Genomic DNA, 19,938 nt, shown 5'->3' on the forward strand with positions numbered 1-19,938 from the left:
AAAGTTTAATCAGAGAATTACATATGGTAGTCATTATTCGATTTCTCCATATAAAAAGGCAACCGAATATTTCCAGTAGCCTCATCTAAAAAGAAATTTGACCTTATCTGTAAGTCATCGTAAATGTAAGTGCGCCAGATGCGATCACCTAGCCTGTACCATCTACCTCAACCTTTATCGTATTGTTTGAGACAGGCCACTTGACGTATCCTTGATTAATAGGAGGTAAGAGATAAATCAGGTCAATTTCGAGCCTGTGCTGAAAGCAAATGGAACACTGTTGCGCGAAGTAACGTGAAGCGGATCATCGATCCCTGTCAGGACAGTTGCCTGAGCAGGACTGAGTAAGAAATTTTGAACAATCCACAGTTTAAAGTTTGTTTGAACTGCATCTGCCTGTAAACCAAGTGCTGGATCGTTAAGTGCATACAATTGTAAATAGCAAATTTACTTTCATCAATTTTTAGCAAAAGTAGTTCACCACCATATTCACCCTTTGTTCTGGATGGCTTAGGCAAACAGTAGGCAAACTTTTGGGCCGCTCCCAAGAAAGGGCGAAGCTGGTCTAAAAAAACCATTATAATAGCTGAAACGGAACAAGTAAGTGTTTAGTATGCACGACCTACTTACTTGTTCCGTTATTTAGTTAGCTGATTTTATTTTTCAGTCTACTTTTGGTTTTTCACTGTATCCGTCCTAACAAGTACATATTTGATTGACCATTAGTGGTTGCTATTTTTGTTGCTATACATACAGCACAAGAAAAGGATTCACATGCTCTCCTTGGTTGAAAAGTTGCGTGGCAGTGGTCAGACATTACAGGAGTTTTGTTCTTTTGACGGCATCAAACTCCATACTTTATCTTATTGGATCGGTGTGAGCAAAGAAGAGAAAGTACCGTCAGGTTTTATTGAGGTCTTGCCAACAAACGATACGATCCAAAAGATCGAAGTTATCTATCCCAACGGGGTAAAAGTTAATGCTGGAGTTGATCTGAACCTGGTATCCAAACTTATCCACCTTTATTAAGTATGTTTTCCTTAGGTTCACCGCACAGGTTCTACCTTTATCAAGGCCATTGCGATATGCGTAAGAGTTTTGACGGGCTATATGGCTTGGTTTTCGGGTATGCAGCACAACCCTACATCTGGAGAAGTCTTTGTCTTTCTGAACAGAATCGTCATATACATTAGTAAAAAGCAATTGCTTCGAGACTATTGAACATTCTCTAATATTATATAGGACGCGAGTGAAACCTCTTATTAAAGACGAATATTTTCTGACTTTGTAGCATTTGAATCTCTTGTCCCTGAAGTAGAGTTAATTAAAAGCAGTGTGGGGGGTGAATCTTATTTGGACGAGGTTCAGCTTTCACCTGATTTGTTTATTTGATAGCTTAAAGTCTGTATTCCCAATTTGACGAACATTCTATAATTTACAAATTTAACGGAAGACTTTTCATGCTTTATGATGCTCATTTTTTGTAAAGGTTTCGGGGACAATTATATAAAGACTGAAAAATATTTAATTAGCTTATTTCGAGGTGCTTATTTATTTTGTATTGTTCTGAGGTTATTTCTACTACGTGATTCATTATATTAGTGTATAAAATAAAATATTAATGAATACATTTTTTGATATAAGTAATGACGAAAATTTGTCAAATGATAGCTATCAATTGCGTAATCTTGGGCCGAGAAAAATATTTGCAATGATAGGAAGTCGGGGAGGCGGTAGTTTCTACGCATTACACCAACACTGTACCGGAAGATTATGATAAATTGTTTGTAGACAAAGTAATGAAATTTACTCCTGTTTATGAGTTAGATCGTTTATTAGATCATCACTATAAGTTTTATATTTTAAACTTAAAAAATGAAAATGACAAGTTCATCAAGCACATGATGTACGTAATTGTTCCGTATCTGAGAAAGGTAAATGATGGTGAAATTCGCATTGATTTATTGGAAAAATGGATTGAAATGAAAATACCTTCAGTGCAGGTACCACGAGAAAATTCAATTGTTAACAATACAATCCAGATGGGTAACATTAACGCTCCGATACAATTTCAACAAAATTCAAATAATTCGGTTCAGACGCAGCATAACCAATATCAACTTGATGATATTAAAACATTTTTTGACCTTCTGTCAAAAGATATACAAAATTTAGACAAAAAAATTAGAGAAGAGTTTTGTTTAGAAATAAACTATGCATCAACTCAACTTGTAAAAGATAAAGATATACAACCTCAACTTATAAATATTGGTTCTTTAATGAAGGAGATCGGTCTTGGTGTATTCTCAAATTTGATTGCTTCTCCTGTTTTTGAGTATATACGACCTAGTTTAGGGCTTTAAATAGGATAGTATTGCGGACGTGCGTGGACCAAATCATGTTGGAAAAATCATTAAAATGTGCTTTTTACGGTTCTATTTTTTGTGAAATATTGTACTGGACTTATTATTATGACAATAAATAACATATCAGAATATATTAATGTTCTATCTAAAATCGATAATAAACAACTTTTTTTTAGAGGGCATTCTGATGAGACATACAAGCTTAAACCAAATCTATACAGAAAAGAAAATTTTTACATAAATGAAGATAATATTTATAAAGAAACTATTGTAAACAGTCCACAAGAATTTTATAAATGTAAAAAAGCAATCGAAGTCCTTGTGAAAATGCAACATTACGGGATTCCGACAAGACTTCTTGATATAACAAGAAATCCATTGGTGGCGTTGTATTTTGCTTGTTGCGAAAACGACAACGTCAATGGAGAGGTTATTTTGTTAAATATACCAATCAAATCTGTACGTTTTTACGACAGTGATAAGGTTACTATTTTAGCAAATATCGCAAAACAAAAAGTGGATTTTGGTTTTGATTTTAATGATGATATTGATTATATTAATAATGACGATGTAGCAGAAATTAATAACACCTATTTTGGATATTTACTACACTCAATAAAAGAAGACAAGCCACATTTTTACGATATAATAAACCCCAAAGATATTGAGGGTGTATTTGCTGTTCAAGTAAAACTTGACAATCCAAGAATAATAAAACAAAATGGTGCATTCCTTATTTTCGGAATACAAAAAAGTGATGAAGGGATGAGTGGAAAAACAAACTGTGCTGAGATAAATGCCGAATGGATTTTAAGACCAAATAGCGAGAGCGTAATTGTACCAAAAGAAGCAAAAAAGAACATTCTTACTGAACTTGACTTATTAGGAATAAACAATAGTACATTATTTCCGGAACTTGAAGATTATGCGAAGTATATTAAAGACAAATATAATTACAACAAATAAATAATATTGTCACATGGACGTCAGATGGGATGAAGTGCAAAATTCAACTACATTTTCTTAAATGATCTTTAGTAATAAATCAAGTTTTTTGCATCTCTTAAAGCTTGTGCTTGAATGACTATGAAGTGTCTTTAAATCATTAACAACGGGTAGTTACAAATCGTATTTACAATTTTATGAACCGAAAAAGTCTATTAAATCAACTGGAATTAGCTTATGCTCCTTTGACAGCTTATGAATTCGCCGTAGTTAAGAATGAAAAATCAATTCAAAGGGCATTAGATAAAGCAGGTCTTTATATAATTGGACAAAGACCTGTTATTACTTTTGAAAATGTAATTCCCGACGAAACAGTTTACCAATTGAACTTTGAAATTCATCAAAGAGGTAATTCTAATATTTTAAAATGTAAATTACCTTTTGACCAAGAAATATTTGGATTAATGGAGGACAATGTGGTTGACGTAGCATTTAATTATCTGGACAAGACAATTAAGCAAACTAACACATCATTTAATAACATTCATGGGTTTTCCTTATTAAAGCACAAAAAATAAGAAAAAGAATTTCTTATTTGGTTTTCACCTGAAAAACTTCTGCAGAATTGGTGGAAAGGAATAATTGAATGCGAAATTGAAGGGGATTGGAAATCATTTTTACATTATAAAGTTCATTATGTTGGTAAAGCGACAAAGCAAAGTATATTAAATCGGTTGAGAGGACATTCGACATTTCAAGATATTCTTTCATTGGAATCACCTGTAACTGAAAAACAATTACCAGCAAATGAAATTGTAATTCTTCCATTTGAGTTTCAAGATAATTTGCAAATTCAATCATTTGGACAAGGAGCTGACATTAAGGATATGGTGTCTTCATTGCTCGGAGAAAATTACCCAAAACAAGAAGTAGTATTTCTTGACGCTGAGAAGGCTTTAATAAAAGCAATGCAACCATCTTACAATAAAGAGATGTTCAATAATTATCCTGTTAGCAGAGACGGACTTTACAATGATAACTATGATGCTATTTCGTACACACTAATGGATCCAATTGTATTGAAATATGAAGAGGGAAGAATACGAGGTGGTTTGACGCATTTCGGTGGGGACGCTATTTTAATACTTGAAAATAACGAATTCAAACTAGTTAAACAAGAGTAAAACGTATCCGTCCTAGCAAGTGCATATTTGAATGACTATTAGTGGTTGTTACTTTTGTTGATATGAATACAAGCAGTTTGGGATTAAGGAAGCCAAATCTTCGGATAAACGTATCCTTCCTAGCAAGTACATATTTGAATGACCATTAGTGGTTGTTACTTTTGTTAATATGAATACAGCACAAGAAAAACGGAGTCAGATACTCTCCTTAGTTGAGAAGTGGCTTTGGCAGTAGACAGATACAGCAAGAGTTTTGTTTTTTTTACGGCATTAAGCTTCATACTTTATCTTATTAGATCGGTGTCAGCAAAGAAGAAAATAGCTCGTCAGGTTTTATTGAGGTCCTACCAACAAACAATACGATCCAAAAGATTGAAATAATCTATCCAAACGGCGTAAAAAAGCAATGCTGGAGTTGATCTGGTATTCTTGTCAATGGACGATACAACAAAAAATGAACCAGAGGAAGTTCGGAATTCACTAGGATACCGAACTTCTTATCTTATTTTAATAGTGGTCTAATAATGGATATTAGACTATCTAATGCATTAGAGCCTTCATCTGTTAACTCGACTATTAACCGTTGAACTAGACTTTCTTCTGGTACTTTAAAAGCTTTTACTCTTTGTTCCACCGTAGATAGTCTGAAAAGTTCACAACAAGTTATGGTTTCGCTACCTTTGGTTGTCTTTGCAATGAAGACACAGTTATCAAAAATATCTATGTGGGTTGAATAGTCGTCAAAGTGAGCGTGTACTATTTTGAAATTACTTCCGTTTCGAGGATAGTTTGTAATAGCTTTATTCAAAACAGATTTTGTACTCTTTTTAGTATTGCAAGCAGGGCAGCTTAACGCTAAATTCTTACAGTGGAAGCTAAATTTTGGATATTGGGATTTTGGCACAATGTGTTCAATATCGACTTGTTTTATATCGAATCCTAATGGATACTTACAGTAACAGCATAGATTACTTTGTTGCAATCTTAAGTGTGAAATAATGTTTGACTTAATTGCATCAAATGTTGTCTTAGTCCAATCATCATGTGTCTTACTATGTATTGCAATAAGCGATTTTTCTGATTTGTTGAATGGGTAGGGAATTAATATGTTATTCATTAGGATGCATTAATGATAGCTTTAATAATCGATTTGATTGGATCAGATTCCAGTATTGAATCATAAAACTCTTTTAAAGTGTTTTGTATACTTCTCAATTCTTCATACGATCTGTCGTCTTGTGATAATAGAATTAGCGCTTTAGATATGCTTTGGTATAGCTTATTATTTCTTGTTGTTTGCATTTCGAAGACGTTTAATAAAATATCTTCAGCCGACCATCCATAGGTTGAATTATCAATTGTATTGGAATAAATTATTCCCTTTTTGTTCTTTAGTGAAATAACGGATGAATTATCAGGCTTCAAATCTGATGCTAGAAATGGAGAATGTGAAGCAATAATTACATGACAACCTTTAACCTTTTCCAGAATCTTATTTAATAAATCAATGTATTTAACTTGCCATTGCGGATGTAAACTTATTTCAGGTTCATCAATCAAAATTAAAGAATTATCTTTTAGTAAGGGTATTAGCGAAAGTAAAGTAGATAGTATATTTGCTTCCCCAGAACTGGCGTCTCTAAAATTGAACGCAAAACCTCCTTTTTTAAAAACTTGAATCTCCACGTTTCTGATTAAATCCATTTTTTTAAGTAAGTTGATTATCTCATATTCATTGACATTATTAAAATATAATGAATTGTCATCCTTCATACGACCTATGTTTTTTTCTGAAAAATTTATTGTAATCTCATTTTCAGACATATTGTCGTACAGTACTTTTTGGGTTAGGAAATTGCAGATTTCATTAGCTCGAAGTTTTATCTCTTCAATTAGTCTATCATTTGTGTAATATGATGGACGCATTTTGTGATATGCATAGTCCACTAAGAAATCTGGAGTCATTTCTTGAGAATCTTTGAAGAAGATATTTTTGAACTTATAATTCAACTTTATGACAGGCTCATAATTTAGGTAGTCGAATATGTGTCTATAGCTTCTTGAGACATCAAGTTCAGAATAATTTTCGAAAACTATTTCAAGTGCTCGATTCATAAGCGCTCGATTTGAAAAGCTATTAAGTGTATTTCTTGTCCCTAGATAGTTGTATATAAAATCTTTGTGTTTTGTAGGGTGAGTTGCTCGACTGGAACGTCTAAAGCCTTGATCAATAGGGAATTTGTCGGATATACTATTTGTTATCGCAATTATTTTGGAAGGGAGCTTATTATATTCAAACAATTGGTCATTAAATTGGAAGTTGCGATGAGTGTCTAGATTTAAGTCATTGAAAAACCTTGTTATTTTACTCAAAATTCGACTTTTGCCAGTTCCATTGTTGCCAACGATTAAAGAAAAGTAGTTGTCTTCGATATTGTCTAAATTTTCAATTAAATTGATTTTATTAGTAATTACTGTTTTAGTTTCAAGAGTTATGCTAAAAAGTCTAAATCCGGTCATGGTTTTTATATAAAATTATTTCGCTGTTCGTTAATGAATAATATGGTTTAAATGCTTATAATACTGTTAAAGGCTTGCTTCTCCTTTATAATATTCCTCGGTTTTATAAACAACATTGAAATTTTCGTTTTCAATTGATTATCTAATGGATCTCCTATAAATACATTTTTCCATAAAATTTTGGTTCTAAAGATATCATTACCTTGTCAATCTAATTAAGAATGACCTATAGTGTGGTTTTTAAAATGAATTGATAACTTATTTTTCATTTTCTCTTTTCTCAAAATCTGCTAGCCATTTTTCTTTTTTAGCTTTCCAGCTTAATTTTGTCCTTTCTGTATTTTGGTTATTAATAGCATCTTTCAAAGTTTCAATACAGGATCTATCTCGTTTCATAAACAATATTTCAGCTTTATCATTCAGAAAAGCAGCTTTATAATAATTAGCCACAACTTTGTCATTAATTAATGCTTTTTCAATAGATATTAATGCTTCTTCTAAATTATTTTTGCCACGCAATATTTTACTTAAATTCTGTAAATAAAACGGCTCATTTTTATCTTCAAACTTTTCTGCAAATTCTAGAGCTTTGTCATATTGTTCAGAAGCAATATAAAGGTCAAGTTGTTGCTTTCTTTCGATATCATTTTCAAATTTAATTGAGTTAAAATACTTTTCAGCAACACTTAAAACTACCTCCATATTATCTTTAGATAACTGGTCAGAGTATTTCAACATTTTATATTGACTAAGTTTTATTCTAGCAAATGCTAATCTTAATCTTTTATTTTCATCAATATTTGAAGGAAAAGGCAATGCCTCACAAATTTCATTGAATGATTCCTTTTGTAAATAGCCTAAATGGCTTGATAATTTTTCAAGAACCATATATGGTTGTTCAAAATTAGAGTCAATTGAATTGAGTATTACTTTTATAAATGATTCTATTCTATCATCAAGAAATTTAGTTCTCTCATTTTGTAATTCGTTACGAGATAATAGCTCATAGAATGAAAGTAAAATTGATAATGACTGATTTTGAAAATCTATCTCCCTAGAAAAGACCTTTTTAATTTCGTCTTTTGCGTTTTCAATGTTTTTTTTATTTAGGTAAATTCTTGCCAGTTGCAATCTGCTATAATCTGCATTAATGTCTTCTGCTATTACCTTGTTGAAATACTCAATTGCTTTTTTTTCATCTTTAAGTCTTGAGAAAAACTTCCCAATATGGTGATTCAATACGATTTTGAAGTTTGATTCTTTTACATCATTTAATACTTCTGTTAATTCATTAATTATTTCTTGACATTTATCTCGATAAACATCAGAGGATTTGTCAAGTTGATATAACTCAATTTCTGATTTTTCGATGAGTAATAATAGATCGTAATAATTTATTTTAGGTTCATATTCTATTTGGTTTAACTCTTTAAGAAACCACACTGCAGAATTAAAGGAGTCAGTTGCTTGTATTAGTGCATAAAGAATGGTTTTCTTTAAATTTTTTGTAAAAGATATCCCTGCATAAATTTCTCGAACTAAACTGTTATGATTCAACAAGAAATGGAAATAGTCAATATTTTTTATTTCGTTGAATTTGGATAAATATTTTTCTAGGCCTACTAAAATAAATATATTATTCTCTATTGTGATTTCAGATATAATGGAATCGAGAATTAATTGATGTGTATCAAAAAAGAATGAATCCTCAATTCTGATTAATGATCGTTTTTCGAGTTCTAAAACACTTTTTTTACCTATAGTTTCTGATAAAAAATGTCTACTAATTTTTCTATTATTTATCTGCTTTAACCATTGTAATTCATTACTAATGACACTTTTGAACTTTCCAATAATTCTTTCAGATAATCTTTTGTTTTTTGAATCGGGAAAATCTTTTAGATTTGTTAATTCGTTAATAATATCGTTCCATGAAAAATCGTCAACGTCTATTGCAGAAATGATTAAATTGAGAACCAAGGGATAACCCGATACTTCACTTACAATAGTTTTTATTTGACTGTCGCTTGGTCGATTTTTTGCACTTAAGAGTATTTTTTCTGCTATTTCTGTTTCTATAAATGAGAGATTATATGAGCTTATAGATTCTAGATTTCGTTGAAGTGAAGTAATAAGGCATTTTGAACCATTGTTATTAGAAGCTGTAAATAGTGAAACAAAATCTTTTACTTTCACATTCAGATTGTCAACAATTATTAAAACCTTACATTCTTGAAGAAAATAGTCAAGATTTAAGGTGTTTTTGAATTTACTTATATGAACTGAAGATAAGTTATGAAATTCAGTTCCAAAAGAACTCCCATCAAGCCAAAGGACACTATCAAATTCCTCTTGCAGTATGTTAGCAACACTGATTGATACTTCTGTTTTACCAATTCCACTAATACCATAAATTTGAAGACAATCTTGCTTATTTAACTTTTCTACTATTTCTGATTCTTCTTTTCTTTGAAAATATTTAGTTTTAAATGACGGTAATTTATTTGTTTGAGGTAAGATTCTATAATATTCGTAAGTTTTAGGTAGATATTCTAAAATTTCCTCCACTAATGGAGTATTATGCATATGCTTTAAAATACAATTAGCAATCCTTTCAGAATCATATGTGTCAACTAATAGGTTTTGCCATCTTGCATTAATTAAGATGTTAAGTTGTGAAACTTGTCCACCTGTTTCTCTTCTATTTGCGAACAAGATTATTTTATCGCACCTTTTATGATTTTCTAAACTTCTTTCTATATCATGAAATGGTTTGTCAAAATCAGTGAAATAGCTAGGATCTGTGCCACATTGTCCAAATATTTTTAAATCAGAAGAAATAAAGTCTGCAGTATAACCTACAGGTTTAGTATCTAAATTATGTCCTTTGTGCAAAACATCCTGACTAGTAATAAGAGCAAATAAAGGTTTGCATAAATATTCGAAATCAGTTCCATTGATCTGTCCGATTTCTGTAGCGAATGAATTTATAAAGTGTTCTTTTAACTTTGACATTCTATCTTATTTTATTAGTATTTTGTAATTTATCATACGTTTGAAATATGATTATTTTTGTAATGTTAGTTGGGTAAAACCTTCTTGTTTACCCATCGCATATAAAGGGTAGCTTCTTAGAAGCTACCCTTTATGACAGGTCTTTCATAATCAGAATCCAGAAGTCTAATAACCAGCGTTCTGTTTCAGATTAAAATCCATTACCAGATTCTGTTGCGGTATAGGAATAAGAAGTTGTTAATTCTCAATTTACAATTTTTCAGTTGTGAAGCCATTTTTTACGCAAAAATTTGATTCTTTATAATCAAGATTATCTTTCCACGCTTCGAGCAAAGTTTTTATAAAATTCTTACCCCTTATTCTGTTTTTAAATCTGCTCTGTGTCTTGGATACTCAATTAAAAATTCCGTAAAGAATTTATCTAAATTAATCTTTTGAAATTTTGTTAATTTTTGAAATAGTTGATGATGATAAATCACAAGCTTCAGCATATTTATTTTGAGTAGCTTCTCTACCATTAATTTTAAATGGGGCAAAGTATTTCTGTTTGATGAACATGCATATATTTTTGTTTAGTTCAGTATTGGATTCACCTTTTTCAGCCATAATAAGTAGGTTAAAATATTTCAATGATTACATTTACCATTAACTTGGACAGGGGACCCCTCAGGCTTCTTCTTCGGTTCTTTTTTGTCCTGATGGTATTTTATCAGTTTTATTCTTTTATAACCTCTATTAATGTTAACTCCAGCGCATCACATAGTTTCAAAAGTTTTGAGAAAACAAAATCCTCTTTACCATTTTCCATATCACTGATTTTTGCTCTATCCATTTTAGGGATTTTATCAGCCAGATCCTGTTGAGATAGCTTTAATTCTATCCGTTTATTTTTAAGGTTAGAACCAATTGTTTTAAATAAATCTGAATGTATATCTTCAATCATAAAAAAATATTTTGTGGTTTTACTATCACAAATGTTATTTGTCTGATTTTTCGTACTGTTGAATTAACCATTCCGCATCTACTTTTTTTATAGCTTTTTCAATTATCGAATCAGGAACTTGGTCTTCTAATACATAGATTACTTCTCCTCGGTTCTTTGGGTCAATATCATCTGGAGATTTTCTATATGTTTTTGTATTTTTCACTAGCCCTTTTAGTAATCCACTGCTCCAATCAATCGAGGTTTCTAAATTTAAAATAGGTGGTAGATTTGGGATTATATCCGTATTCGTAAATTTTGTTCCCTTTGCAAAATCTCTTATATATATTATTACATAAGCATTTATAAACTTCGTTACTAGTTTCGGGTCTTTATTCGTCTTTTTATTTTGTTTAATATAGTTTTGGGTTTTCGTATTGACGTATTCTAAATCTAAGGGAGTAAAATGATCACAAATAAAATACTCAATGTTTTTATTGAAAATTTTTGATAAGTGATAAGCTAACTCTATCGATACAGATTTTTTAGCCATAGTTTCAATGCCAGAGTATATTAACCCGACTTCACGAAGTAAATTGTCCAAGTCTTCCTCAGAAAGATCTATATGCTTTCGTGCGATACTCACATTTTTGATAAAAGAATTAGGTATGTTCATGATGTTAAAAAAATATGAGTTCCATTTTTTATTTTACTTTGAAAAATGGAAATGATTAATTATCTTTGATTTATAATTTAAAGCGACACTAAGTGATGGAGCAATCCTACACTAACGATGTCGACTCGTTCTAAATCCGCCAGATTGCCACGAGTTGATTGAGTGATCGCCTATTGCTGGAATTTTCTATCTTCGTGATATATTCCAGTATGGCGTTCCTCGTTAACTTCTGTGGCAACCTTGAATCTTATGATGAAAAGGAGGTTTCTGGCGGAACCATGAACTTAAGTTGCGAGGACGCGTACTGGTATTGTTTTTTACCAGTTGCTATCCTTAAACTTTATAGGGTCACATCGTTTCATAACCATAAAAAAGAATTATGATGAATCGAAAAGTCACCATTCAAAGAACCATCCCACACCTGATCCAGGATCAGAGTCCACGGTTCGGCTTTTGCCAAATTTTAAAGAACAAGTTTTGCGCGCCGCAATAAGCCGTTAAATTTAAACATAGTCCAAATAGGATAGGAGGAGCTCATACCAATTCAAAAGGCGAGGTCATTAGCAATTAAGTAGGGCGTATACACCAGACTCAAAACTAAAGATGTCTTACCCTTGATAGGTTAATATCAGCTTGTCCCCATCAAAATATGGCTTATGTTACTGATAATATTCTATTGGTAGACAATATTGTATACAATAAAACGGAATCAGTTGTTACTTTTGCAATTCGTAACTCTAAAAGTACAATCTTTCCTTTATTAAAGCAAATTATTGTCGTCACCTTTTATTGTGATACACCAAAAATGGATAGTCGGTTTAGTTCTTTAACCCTAATTATGCAATAACGAAGACCCTATTATAACCAATTGACGAAGACTTAAAATTGCATTTTTCTTATTTATTTTTTTAACCTGGTTTCCTTAAAGGCCAATGCTATGTCCAATTAGTAAGGTCTTAAGGGAACCAATTTAAACTCTAAAAAAATGCAAAAATCTTGCACAGGGGAGAGCTATGCGCTATCCCCAAGGGAAGAACTGTCTTCAATTATGCTTAACAAATGTGTTTCAATTATCAAAAAACCAATTATGATAACAGATTTACCCATGCGATTATTGAAGAGACCAGTACCAGTCCCTTATGAAGGACGTCATGCACATGCACTGAAGAGTCTTGTGAATGTAAGACCAAAGGAACGCTATTATTCGTTTCTGAATCCGTCCAAAGAACAGGTAAGTTCTTACAGTGCCGTCGTGCGTGATGACCGTAGCGATGTACTCCGGATAACACTTACGCACATGGCTATCTATGAGTGCTACCTGTTTGCACTTGGACTTCCTGCCAACTTTCCGACAGAGCAGATCATCGTTTATGGATACGAACGAACCAAATACATTCCATGTAAGATCTGCCCTCAAAGTGAAAAGCATCTGTACGATTATGAGCTAAGCGTTCCAGCAAATACAGAAAGGGAAGAATACCGACAACGGATGCTCAACGATCTGAACGAACACTTTCAGTTGGATGTCCGAGTAGAAAAGCTTTCCATCGTGAAAGACAGTCGGCAGATCATAACCAAACGCGGAGAGTCCGTCGAGCTCATCTGGCAAGAGCAGCCAACGATGATCATGCGTACGAAACGTGGACTAGTGGCAGCATCAATAGAAAATAGATTGGCTGCAAGTATTTAAGGAAAAAGGATCATAAGCTTTTTGACCCCCTGTAATACAACAGTAATATATAACCTGAAAAAGGGTAAGGGGAGTGTTATGCCTAAAAAAACAAATTATGAAAAGAAAAATAAACCATATAAACAAGCTCTGGAAATATCTCCAGACGCTCTTAAAACCAGGAGGCGAAAGCCTTTTGGTTATCAGCAAAATGTTGATGTTATTATTGATACTGCCCATATCCATGTTTGGTGTTGTACTAGATGTACATGCTGAAAGTAAGGCTGATGTACACGATGTACAAGGTGTACACGATGCACATGGAGCAAATAAGGCGGAAGTACAAGTAGATTACCTACTAAAAGGCACTGTTTTATCAGCAGTAGACGGTAAACCACTCGAAGGTGTATCCATCAAAGTCGAAGCTGAAAAGGGGCGAGCTTCCACCAAGAAAGATGGAACCTTCAGCATGAACGTCGAGCATAGAAAGGGACTCGTTAAGTTCAGTTACGTTGGTTTCAAAAGCCAAGAACTTAATTATACCGCAGGAGTATCATTAAGCGTGAAATTGATACCTGAAGATAATACACTCGAAGAAGTCGAAGTAGTATCAACTGGTTTTCAGAAAATCCCGAAAGAACGTGCTACGGGTTCATTTGAATTTGTAGACAACAAGCTTTTTAATAGAAAAGTGTCAACGGATTTCGTGAGTAGGCTAGAGGATGTGGTACCGGGCATAACGTCTTCTAAAATTTACCCGGAAAATAAAGGCAATTTATTAAACATAAATGTTCGAGGGTTAAGCACCCTGAGGTCAGAAAGTTGGCCGCTCGTCGTCATAGATGGTGTACCATATGAAAATAGAAATGCTGACTATGGCAAAGGAGCCTTTAATAATATTAATCCGAATGATATCGAGAGTATTACCGTATTGAAAGATGCTGCTGCATCTTCTATATGGGGGGCGCAGTCTGGAAATGGGGTCATTGTGATTACGACAAAAAGGGGGAAGTTTAATGAACGTACACAGTTGAGCTTTAACTCCAATATCAGCATCAAGGCTAAGCCAGATCTATACTATTACCCACAGATGGCAACTTCCGATTATATCGATGCGCAACAATATTTGTTTGAACAAGGTAAATACAACAGCTGGTTTAGGAATAAGTTCAAAAATCCGCAACCAGCGCTATGGGTCATGTATAATAGAAGGAATGAGGATATATCTGAATTGGAGTTCGATAAAGAAATTGCAAATATGAAGAACACTGACTTGCGGGATGATTTTTTGAAATACATCTATCGGAATGCCCTCAACCAGCAATATCATGCACAATTACAATCGGGCAGTGAAAAAGTTAATACACTCTTTTCTGTAGGCTATGATAAGAACTTAAATGATAAGATTACTTCTTCTAACAATCGTTTGAATCTGAAATCGAATACCCAGTTCAAACCCATTAAAAATATGGTATTGGATATAGGTGTACTGTATACTGAAAGTGAAAATCAAGAGTCCTTGTTGGGTGTTGGGTATAACAGACTGGCAAAGGGTATTCAAAATTACCCTTATATGCAATTAGCAGATGATGCAGGAAATCCCTTTGAAGTAAATATGGGCGGTTTAAACCCCGTTTTCAAGGATACAGTAGCCGGCGGTCGCTTATTGGATTGGGCATATTATCCTTTGAATGAATTGGATGAGACGAAGGAAATACAGAGAATAAATGAGTATTTCACCACGATGAAGGCCGATTATAACTTTGATTTTGGTTTAAAATTAAGCCTATTGTATGCGTATCAGCGTTCTTCTACCGAAATCGATACTTGGAGAGGTATTGGTTCAATGATACAACGAGAACTTATTAATGGTTTTGCCAGTTGGGATGAAAATTCGATTATCTGGAATCTTCCTAAAGGTGATTATTCAAAAATTATAAAATGGAATAATCGCACACATCAAAGTCGTGGGAGTGCAGAATACCATAAAAAATGGAATGATAGGCATGAACTCTCCCTGTTTTCTGGTGTAGAGATTCGGGAAATTCAGAAAAATGTAACATCCAGTCAATATTATGGATTCGTTCCCGAGACAGGATCCTATATATCTGTACCATTTGGTGTGCAATTGCCGATGTTGAATGGGATGCTTGGAACTTCTAAGATTGATGATTCAAATCATTATGAACTATTTCAAAATAACTTTTATTCATATTTCGCCAATGTTGGCTATACATATTTAACTAAATATTTGTTGAGTGGTTCGTATCGAAAAGATGCTTCCAATCTGTTTGGGGTTAAAAGTAATGATCGTGGGCAACCTTTTTGGTCACTTGGGGGAGCTTGGATAATATCTAGCGAACCCTTTATGGAACACAGCTCATTTGAATTTCTGAAGTTACGAAGTACTTATGGTTATAATGGAAATGTGAACAATAGTGTTTCAGCTTATCCAGTTATTTCCATCCAGAGTGAAGCACATTATATCACCAATGAAAACTATGGGACGATCGTTACACCTCCCAACCCGGGTTTACGTTGGGAGCGGGTAGCCATCACCAATCTAGGACTTGACTTTGCCTTAAAAGGTAATAAACTTTCGGGGAGTGTGGAGTATTATGTGAAAAATGCAAAAGACCTGATCGCTCCAGATCGCGTCGATCCGAGTACGGGTTTTACGACCTTGATGATCAATAGTGGGAATATTCGCACCAAAGGTTGGGAGATTTCCTTAAATGCTATTCCTATTCAAAGCAAGAACTGGACTTGGAACAATAATTTCGTTTTTACTTATGCCCGTACCAAAGTATTACAATCGTATATCGAGAATGAAAATGGTAAAGATTTTATCGGTTCAGCGCAATCTACTACAAGGACGGCCATTGAAGGTATGGATTTGTACAGCCTCTTGGGGTATAAGTGGGCGGGTTTGGATCCTGAAACGGGTGAGGCACGCGCTTATCTGAATGGGGAGGTGTCCAAAGATTATAGCGCTATCTTAGCAATGAAAGTGCATGATCTTGAAAATTACGGTTCGACCGTGCCTTTGTATTCAGGGAGCTGGCGGAACAGTATTCGATATAAAGCTTTGGAGCTTTCTTGGAATATTTCTTATCAATTGGGCCATAAGTTCTTGCGTAATTCCTTTGACAATCTACTTTTCTTAAACAGTGATATCGGGCACAAGGATTATGCTTTGCGTTGGCAAATGCCAGGAGATGAGTTGAAAACTGATGTACCTGCTTTTAAATACCCATCTGACCAAGGTAGTCAAGTGTTTATGCGTTCGTCTGCCTTATTGGAAAATGGCGGGCAGATTAAATTGCGGGATATACAGTTAAGTATAAACGTTCCATTTGCTAATTCGTTTAAATTGAAGAACTGTAGGATATATGCTTATGTGCAAAATGTTGGTACTATCTGGCGCGGCAATAAGTTGGGGATAGACACGGAGTATGGATTCAATATTCCTGATGCTCTGCAATCTTCCCTAGGTGTCAATTTTAATCTTTAATTCGAGAAATCATGAAAATATATATTTCCACCTGTGGCATCTCTGCGATATTGCTTTTTTGTTGCTGCACTAAATTTTTAGAAGTCAAACCAGATATTAAAATGGTTATTCCGAATAGTTTGGAGGACGCTGAGCTTTTACTCAATGATTATTCTACAATGAATATGGGATATCCTGCAAACGGTGAGCTTTCTGCGGATGAATATTATGTAGCGTCTGAAACATTCGATAGTATGCTAGATTTTGATCAACGTAATACTTATATATGGATGGAAGTGATTTATGATGATGTAGCCCAGTGGCAAAGACCTTACAAAGCAGTATTCAACGCCAATCAAGCTATAGAAATCATTATTAAAGAAGGGAAGAATACCGTGAAAGCTAAAGACCTACTGGGGGTGGCGTATTTCTTTCGCGCATTTGCCTTTCAGCAATTGGTGGAAGTGTTTGCTCCTGCATATCAGGTAGCAACAGCTTCTACTGAAATGGGTATTCCATTACGATTGACTCCAGGTATTGATGAGCCTTCTGTCCGCGCATCGGTACAGGAAACTTACGGTCAAATTATAAAGGATTACAAAGAGTCATCATATCAACTGCCACTTAACGAAGGGATTAAAGGTAGGCCTTTTCGAGCCAGTGCTTATGCCGGTTTGGCCAGGACTTATTTGGTGATGGGGAAATTTGATCAGGCTTACGCTTATGCGGATTCTTGTTTACAATTGAAAGGTGACCTGATGGATTTTAACGACTTAGATGAATACAGGGATTTTCCGATTGATCGATTCAATGTAGAGGTCTTATTTTCGGCTATATCGGCTTCTGCAGGCCCAATGAGTCTCAATAATGGTTTGGTTGATACGATGCTGTATAGAAGCTATGAATCTACGGATCTGCGGAAGGCTATTTTCTTTCAAGAGAATACTTATCCATTAGGTTCATATAGTTTTAAAGGGAGTTATGATAATGGAATGGCGAATCTATTCGTTGGGCTCACCACAAGTGAAGTTTATCTCATAAAAGCGGAGGCCGCGGCAAGAACTGGTAAAATCGATGTCGCTTTAGCAGTATTGAACACCTTGGGAGAAAAACGATATGTGCAGCATACCTATCTTGCAGTTTCGGAACGAAATACCGAAAAGCTATTATCCCTGATCTTAAAAGAAAGACAAAAGGAGTTGGTTTTTCGGGGAAGACGCTGGTCTGACCTGAAAAGATTGAATCTAGACCCTCGATTTCAAAAAACACTAAAGCGGGAGATGCATGGTGTAGACTATCAATTGGAACCCAATAGTCGTAAATATGCCTATAGACTTCCAGAGATAGTGGTCAATAATGGAAAAATACCACAGAATGTACGTTAATTATTTAAAAAAATAACATGAGAAAAATTAAAACTATTAAACTTCTGTGTCTGCTGTTGGTATCAGTGGTATACGCCAGTGCACAATCAGGCAAAAAAATAGATTTGAACAACGCTTTACAAGTGGGGGATAATTTTGTACCACCAAGTGCGCTGCAGCAGATGCGTGGTACCGGAAAACCGATTGATTTACAAAAATTAGTAAACAAAGTTGTCATCTTGGATTTTTTTGATACTTCTTGTGGCACTTGTATACAGACAATGCCCAAACTGCAAAAATTGCAGGATAAACTGAAAGATAAGGTGCAGATTATTATTGTTGCTTGGCAGGATAAAGTAACTTTAGAAAAGTTCTTTAATCAAAATGAGTTTCTCAAGGAAAATAAAGTCAATCTACCCGTTATCTATTCGGATGTGTATTTGAAAGAGCTATTCCCACACCGGGGTGTACCTCATGTCGTATTCGTGTATAATGGAAAAGTGCAGGCTATTACGGGGAGTAAGTTAATTACCGAAGAGCATATCTTGGCCTTATATGAAAAAGGACAGATTGATTTACCATTAAAAGATGATTTTGGTAGAGGAAACCTAATGGGATTGAGTAGGAGTGATATGGAAGTTAAAGGAGCGATTTCATTTTCTGGTTATCAAAATGGTGTGCCTTTTGAATCCTTTAGAAGGAAATTGGATCGTGTAACGGGTATGCAAAAGACTTCGTTTTATAATATGTCCATCTACAGTGCAGTCCTATCGACTTGGGCTAAGCTAGAAAAGTCCGATTATATACCCAGACCCGAACGCTTGCTGTTGAAGGTAAGAGACTCAAATCGCTATGTTGATACCGCTAATCTTGGCGATCTCTGGTATACTCAAAATGCAATCTCTTATGAACGTTTGGACAAAATACAACGAACGGATTCAGCTCAGGCACGAATAGTCCTAAATGATTTACATCGTTTCTTGGGTATCCGTACATATAAAATGATGAAGAATATTGAATGTCTCATACTGAAACCTTGTCCAATAATACCGTATACGGGGAAAGTAGCTCTGGATGGGATGACTTTTGAAGGTAGTGCGGTCCTCGCAGTGATGACCGATATGAATAGGATATTTCCTCCTGTTTTGGATTTGGTCAAAAGTGAAATGGTAATAAAACTTGGTGACTATAACAATTTGGATCAGCTCAACGAGCAGCTCGCGAATTATGGTATCGTTGCAAACATTGGGATGGCTGAGCAGGAAGTATTGGTGATTGAAGAAGTGGAATAAAGTATAACAATATAGGGTATGAATCATCATACCCTATTCTAAATTTAGCGAACGCTGATGTCTTTATTCTTATAAAAAGCTACCTAGATTTTAATGATACGTTAGGGCCATTGACCTGATTCTGCAAGGAATTGATCATTTCATCTTTCAGTGCGTTGGTGATGACAGGCTTATCATTAGCGTCTTTGGCAGCTTCTAATGTGCACATTTGTTCAGTAACGATACCACATGGTGAACCTGAAGCTAAGCTATAGTGTGCAGGATTTGATGGGTTTGAACCCGTAAATTCGAATAATGCCATAATTGACAAGTTATTAAGTGAAATTTATTTTTGTTTTTCAATGCGTATACCTATACGCATTGAATTTTTTTTCATAATAATTTTTGCACGTTAAATTACTGTGGCGAATCAACTGATACCCCATCTGAACGCGGCTTGTTCTTGGTTAGTTTTTATAGCTACACCGCATATGCGGGGAAAGTCGCAAATTT

17 protein-coding genes are annotated in these 19,938 nt (G+C 34.2%); 9 read left to right on the plus strand and 8 right to left on the minus strand.

The genetic code is table 11. From position 1 onward, the window contains the following. Window positions 1-237: 237 nt before the first annotated feature. On the minus strand, window positions 238-432 hold the full coding sequence (locus tag ACFX5U_RS08630) for a hypothetical protein (protein WP_400263116.1): 195 nt from the start codon (window positions 430-432) through the stop codon (window positions 238-240). 342 nt (window positions 433-774) lie between these two features. Here ACFX5U_RS08630 and tnpA point away from each other — a divergent pair, with 342 nt between their 5' ends. The 5 genes from tnpA (at window position 775) to ACFX5U_RS08655 (ending at window position 4,495) form a co-directional block, all read left to right on the plus strand. Then, on the plus strand, window positions 775-1,029 hold the full coding sequence (tnpA, locus tag ACFX5U_RS08635; RefSeq protein WP_400263117.1) for an IS66 family insertion sequence element accessory protein TnpA: 255 nt from the start codon (window positions 775-777) through the stop codon (window positions 1,027-1,029). Window positions 1,030-1,799: 770 nt separating this feature from the next. Then, a complete protein-coding gene (locus ACFX5U_RS08640; protein ID WP_400263118.1) occupies window positions 1,800-2,363 on the plus strand; it encodes a hypothetical protein in 564 nt (187 codons plus the stop codon). A gap of 108 nt (window positions 2,364-2,471) precedes the next feature. Next, window positions 2,472-3,332 carry an FRG domain-containing protein gene (locus ACFX5U_RS08645; protein ID WP_400263119.1) on the plus strand — a complete coding sequence of 287 codons (861 nt, stop codon included), beginning with the start codon at window positions 2,472-2,474 and terminating at the stop codon, window positions 3,330-3,332. 176 nt (window positions 3,333-3,508) lie between these two features. Further along, window positions 3,509-3,889, plus strand: coding sequence for a hypothetical protein (locus ACFX5U_RS08650; RefSeq protein WP_400263120.1), 381 nt, complete (start codon window positions 3,509-3,511; stop codon window positions 3,887-3,889). A 156-nt stretch (window positions 3,890-4,045) separates the two neighbouring features. Further along, a complete protein-coding gene (locus ACFX5U_RS08655) occupies window positions 4,046-4,495 on the plus strand; it encodes a hypothetical protein (RefSeq protein ID WP_400263121.1) in 450 nt (149 codons plus the stop codon). Between the two features lie 502 nt (window positions 4,496-4,997). On the opposite strand, the gene ACFX5U_RS08660 is transcribed toward ACFX5U_RS08655, so the two are convergent. From ACFX5U_RS08660 to ACFX5U_RS08685, 6 genes are all read right to left on the minus strand, one after another. Continuing rightward, window positions 4,998-5,612 carry an HNH endonuclease gene (locus ACFX5U_RS08660; RefSeq protein WP_400263122.1) on the minus strand — a complete coding sequence of 205 codons (615 nt, stop codon included), beginning with the start codon at window positions 5,610-5,612 and terminating at the stop codon, window positions 4,998-5,000. After that, the gene (locus tag ACFX5U_RS08665; protein WP_400263123.1) at window positions 5,612-7,015 is read right to left on the minus strand and encodes an AAA family ATPase; all 1,404 of its coding nucleotides are present in this window, start codon (window positions 7,013-7,015) and stop codon (window positions 5,612-5,614) included. The genes ACFX5U_RS08660 and ACFX5U_RS08665 overlap by 1 nt, the downstream gene beginning before the upstream one ends. A gap of 258 nt (window positions 7,016-7,273) precedes the next feature. Next, window positions 7,274-10,030: an NB-ARC domain-containing protein gene (locus ACFX5U_RS08670; protein WP_400263124.1), complete on the minus strand. Its 2,757-nt coding sequence runs from the start codon at window positions 10,028-10,030 to the stop codon at window positions 7,274-7,276. Window positions 10,031-10,456: 426 nt separating this feature from the next. Beyond that, window positions 10,457-10,636: a hypothetical protein gene (locus ACFX5U_RS08675; protein ID WP_400263125.1), complete on the minus strand. Its 180-nt coding sequence runs from the start codon at window positions 10,634-10,636 to the stop codon at window positions 10,457-10,459. 109 nt (window positions 10,637-10,745) lie between these two features. After that, on the minus strand, window positions 10,746-10,973 hold the full coding sequence (locus ACFX5U_RS08680) for a helix-turn-helix domain-containing protein (RefSeq protein ID WP_400263126.1): 228 nt from the start codon (window positions 10,971-10,973) through the stop codon (window positions 10,746-10,748). A 34-nt stretch (window positions 10,974-11,007) separates the two neighbouring features. Continuing rightward, window positions 11,008-11,628: a hypothetical protein gene (locus ACFX5U_RS08685; protein WP_400263127.1), complete on the minus strand. Its 621-nt coding sequence runs from the start codon at window positions 11,626-11,628 to the stop codon at window positions 11,008-11,010. 985 nt (window positions 11,629-12,613) lie between these two features. On the opposite strand from ACFX5U_RS08685, the gene ACFX5U_RS08690 reads away from it, so the two are divergent. From ACFX5U_RS08690 to ACFX5U_RS08705, 4 genes are all read left to right on the plus strand, one after another. Continuing rightward, window positions 12,614-13,318 (plus strand): hypothetical protein, encoded by a 705-nt coding sequence (locus ACFX5U_RS08690; protein ID WP_400263128.1) that lies wholly within the window; start codon window positions 12,614-12,616, stop codon window positions 13,316-13,318. Between the two features lie 97 nt (window positions 13,319-13,415). Beyond that, complete coding sequence (locus ACFX5U_RS08695) at window positions 13,416-16,811, plus strand: SusC/RagA family TonB-linked outer membrane protein (RefSeq protein WP_400263129.1); 3,396 nt, start codon at window positions 13,416-13,418, stop codon at window positions 16,809-16,811. Window positions 16,812-16,822: 11 nt separating this feature from the next. Then, window positions 16,823-18,175, plus strand: a complete 1,353-nt coding sequence (locus ACFX5U_RS08700; protein WP_400263130.1) for a RagB/SusD family nutrient uptake outer membrane protein — start codon at window positions 16,823-16,825, stop codon at window positions 18,173-18,175. Between the two features lie 17 nt (window positions 18,176-18,192). Continuing rightward, window positions 18,193-19,446, plus strand: coding sequence for a TlpA family protein disulfide reductase (locus ACFX5U_RS08705; RefSeq protein ID WP_400263131.1), 1,254 nt, complete (start codon window positions 18,193-18,195; stop codon window positions 19,444-19,446). 79 nt (window positions 19,447-19,525) lie between these two features. On the opposite strand, the gene ACFX5U_RS08710 is transcribed toward ACFX5U_RS08705, so the two are convergent. Then, entirely contained in the window at window positions 19,526-19,747 is a 222-nt protein-coding gene (locus ACFX5U_RS08710; protein WP_400263132.1) for a hypothetical protein, read from the minus strand. Window positions 19,748-19,938 lie beyond the last annotated feature (191 nt).

Origin of the sequence: Sphingobacterium sp. SG20118, from assembly GCF_044740685.1 — a bacterium.
In the GTDB taxonomy this organism is placed as follows: Bacteria; Bacteroidota; Bacteroidia; order Sphingobacteriales; family Sphingobacteriaceae; genus Sphingobacterium.

Bases quoted from the DNA above. Each gene is read 5' to 3' on its own strand.
- ACFX5U_RS08665 (WP_400263123.1), bottom strand. From the start codon at position 7,015: ATGACCGGATTTAGACTTTTTAGCATAACTCTTGAAACTAAAACAGTA.
- ACFX5U_RS08705 (WP_400263131.1), top strand. From the start codon at position 18,193: ATGAGAAAAATTAAAACTATTAAACTTCTGTGTCTGCTGTTGGTATCA.
- ACFX5U_RS08685 (WP_400263127.1), bottom strand. From the start codon at position 11,628: ATGAACATACCTAATTCTTTTATCAAAAATGTGAGTATCGCACGAAAG.
- ACFX5U_RS08650 (WP_400263120.1), top strand. From the start codon at position 3,509: ATGAACCGAAAAAGTCTATTAAATCAACTGGAATTAGCTTATGCTCCT.
- ACFX5U_RS08710 (WP_400263132.1), bottom strand. From the start codon at position 19,747: ATGGCATTATTCGAATTTACGGGTTCAAACCCATCAAATCCTGCACAC.
- ACFX5U_RS08675 (WP_400263125.1), bottom strand. From the start codon at position 10,636: ATGGCTGAAAAAGGTGAATCCAATACTGAACTAAACAAAAATATATGC.
- ACFX5U_RS08700 (WP_400263130.1), top strand. From the start codon at position 16,823: ATGAAAATATATATTTCCACCTGTGGCATCTCTGCGATATTGCTTTTT.
- ACFX5U_RS08660 (WP_400263122.1), bottom strand. From the start codon at position 5,612: ATGAATAACATATTAATTCCCTACCCATTCAACAAATCAGAAAAATCG.
- ACFX5U_RS08690 (WP_400263128.1), top strand. From the start codon at position 12,614: ATGCAAAAATCTTGCACAGGGGAGAGCTATGCGCTATCCCCAAGGGAA.
- ACFX5U_RS08680 (WP_400263126.1), bottom strand. From the start codon at position 10,973: ATGATTGAAGATATACATTCAGATTTATTTAAAACAATTGGTTCTAAC.
- ACFX5U_RS08695 (WP_400263129.1), top strand. From the start codon at position 13,416: ATGAAAAGAAAAATAAACCATATAAACAAGCTCTGGAAATATCTCCAG.
- ACFX5U_RS08645 (WP_400263119.1), top strand. From the start codon at position 2,472: ATGACAATAAATAACATATCAGAATATATTAATGTTCTATCTAAAATC.
- tnpA (WP_400263117.1), top strand. From the start codon at position 775: ATGCTCTCCTTGGTTGAAAAGTTGCGTGGCAGTGGTCAGACATTACAG.
- ACFX5U_RS08640 (WP_400263118.1), top strand. From the start codon at position 1,800: ATGAAATTTACTCCTGTTTATGAGTTAGATCGTTTATTAGATCATCAC.
- ACFX5U_RS08670 (WP_400263124.1), bottom strand. From the start codon at position 10,030: ATGTCAAAGTTAAAAGAACACTTTATAAATTCATTCGCTACAGAAATC.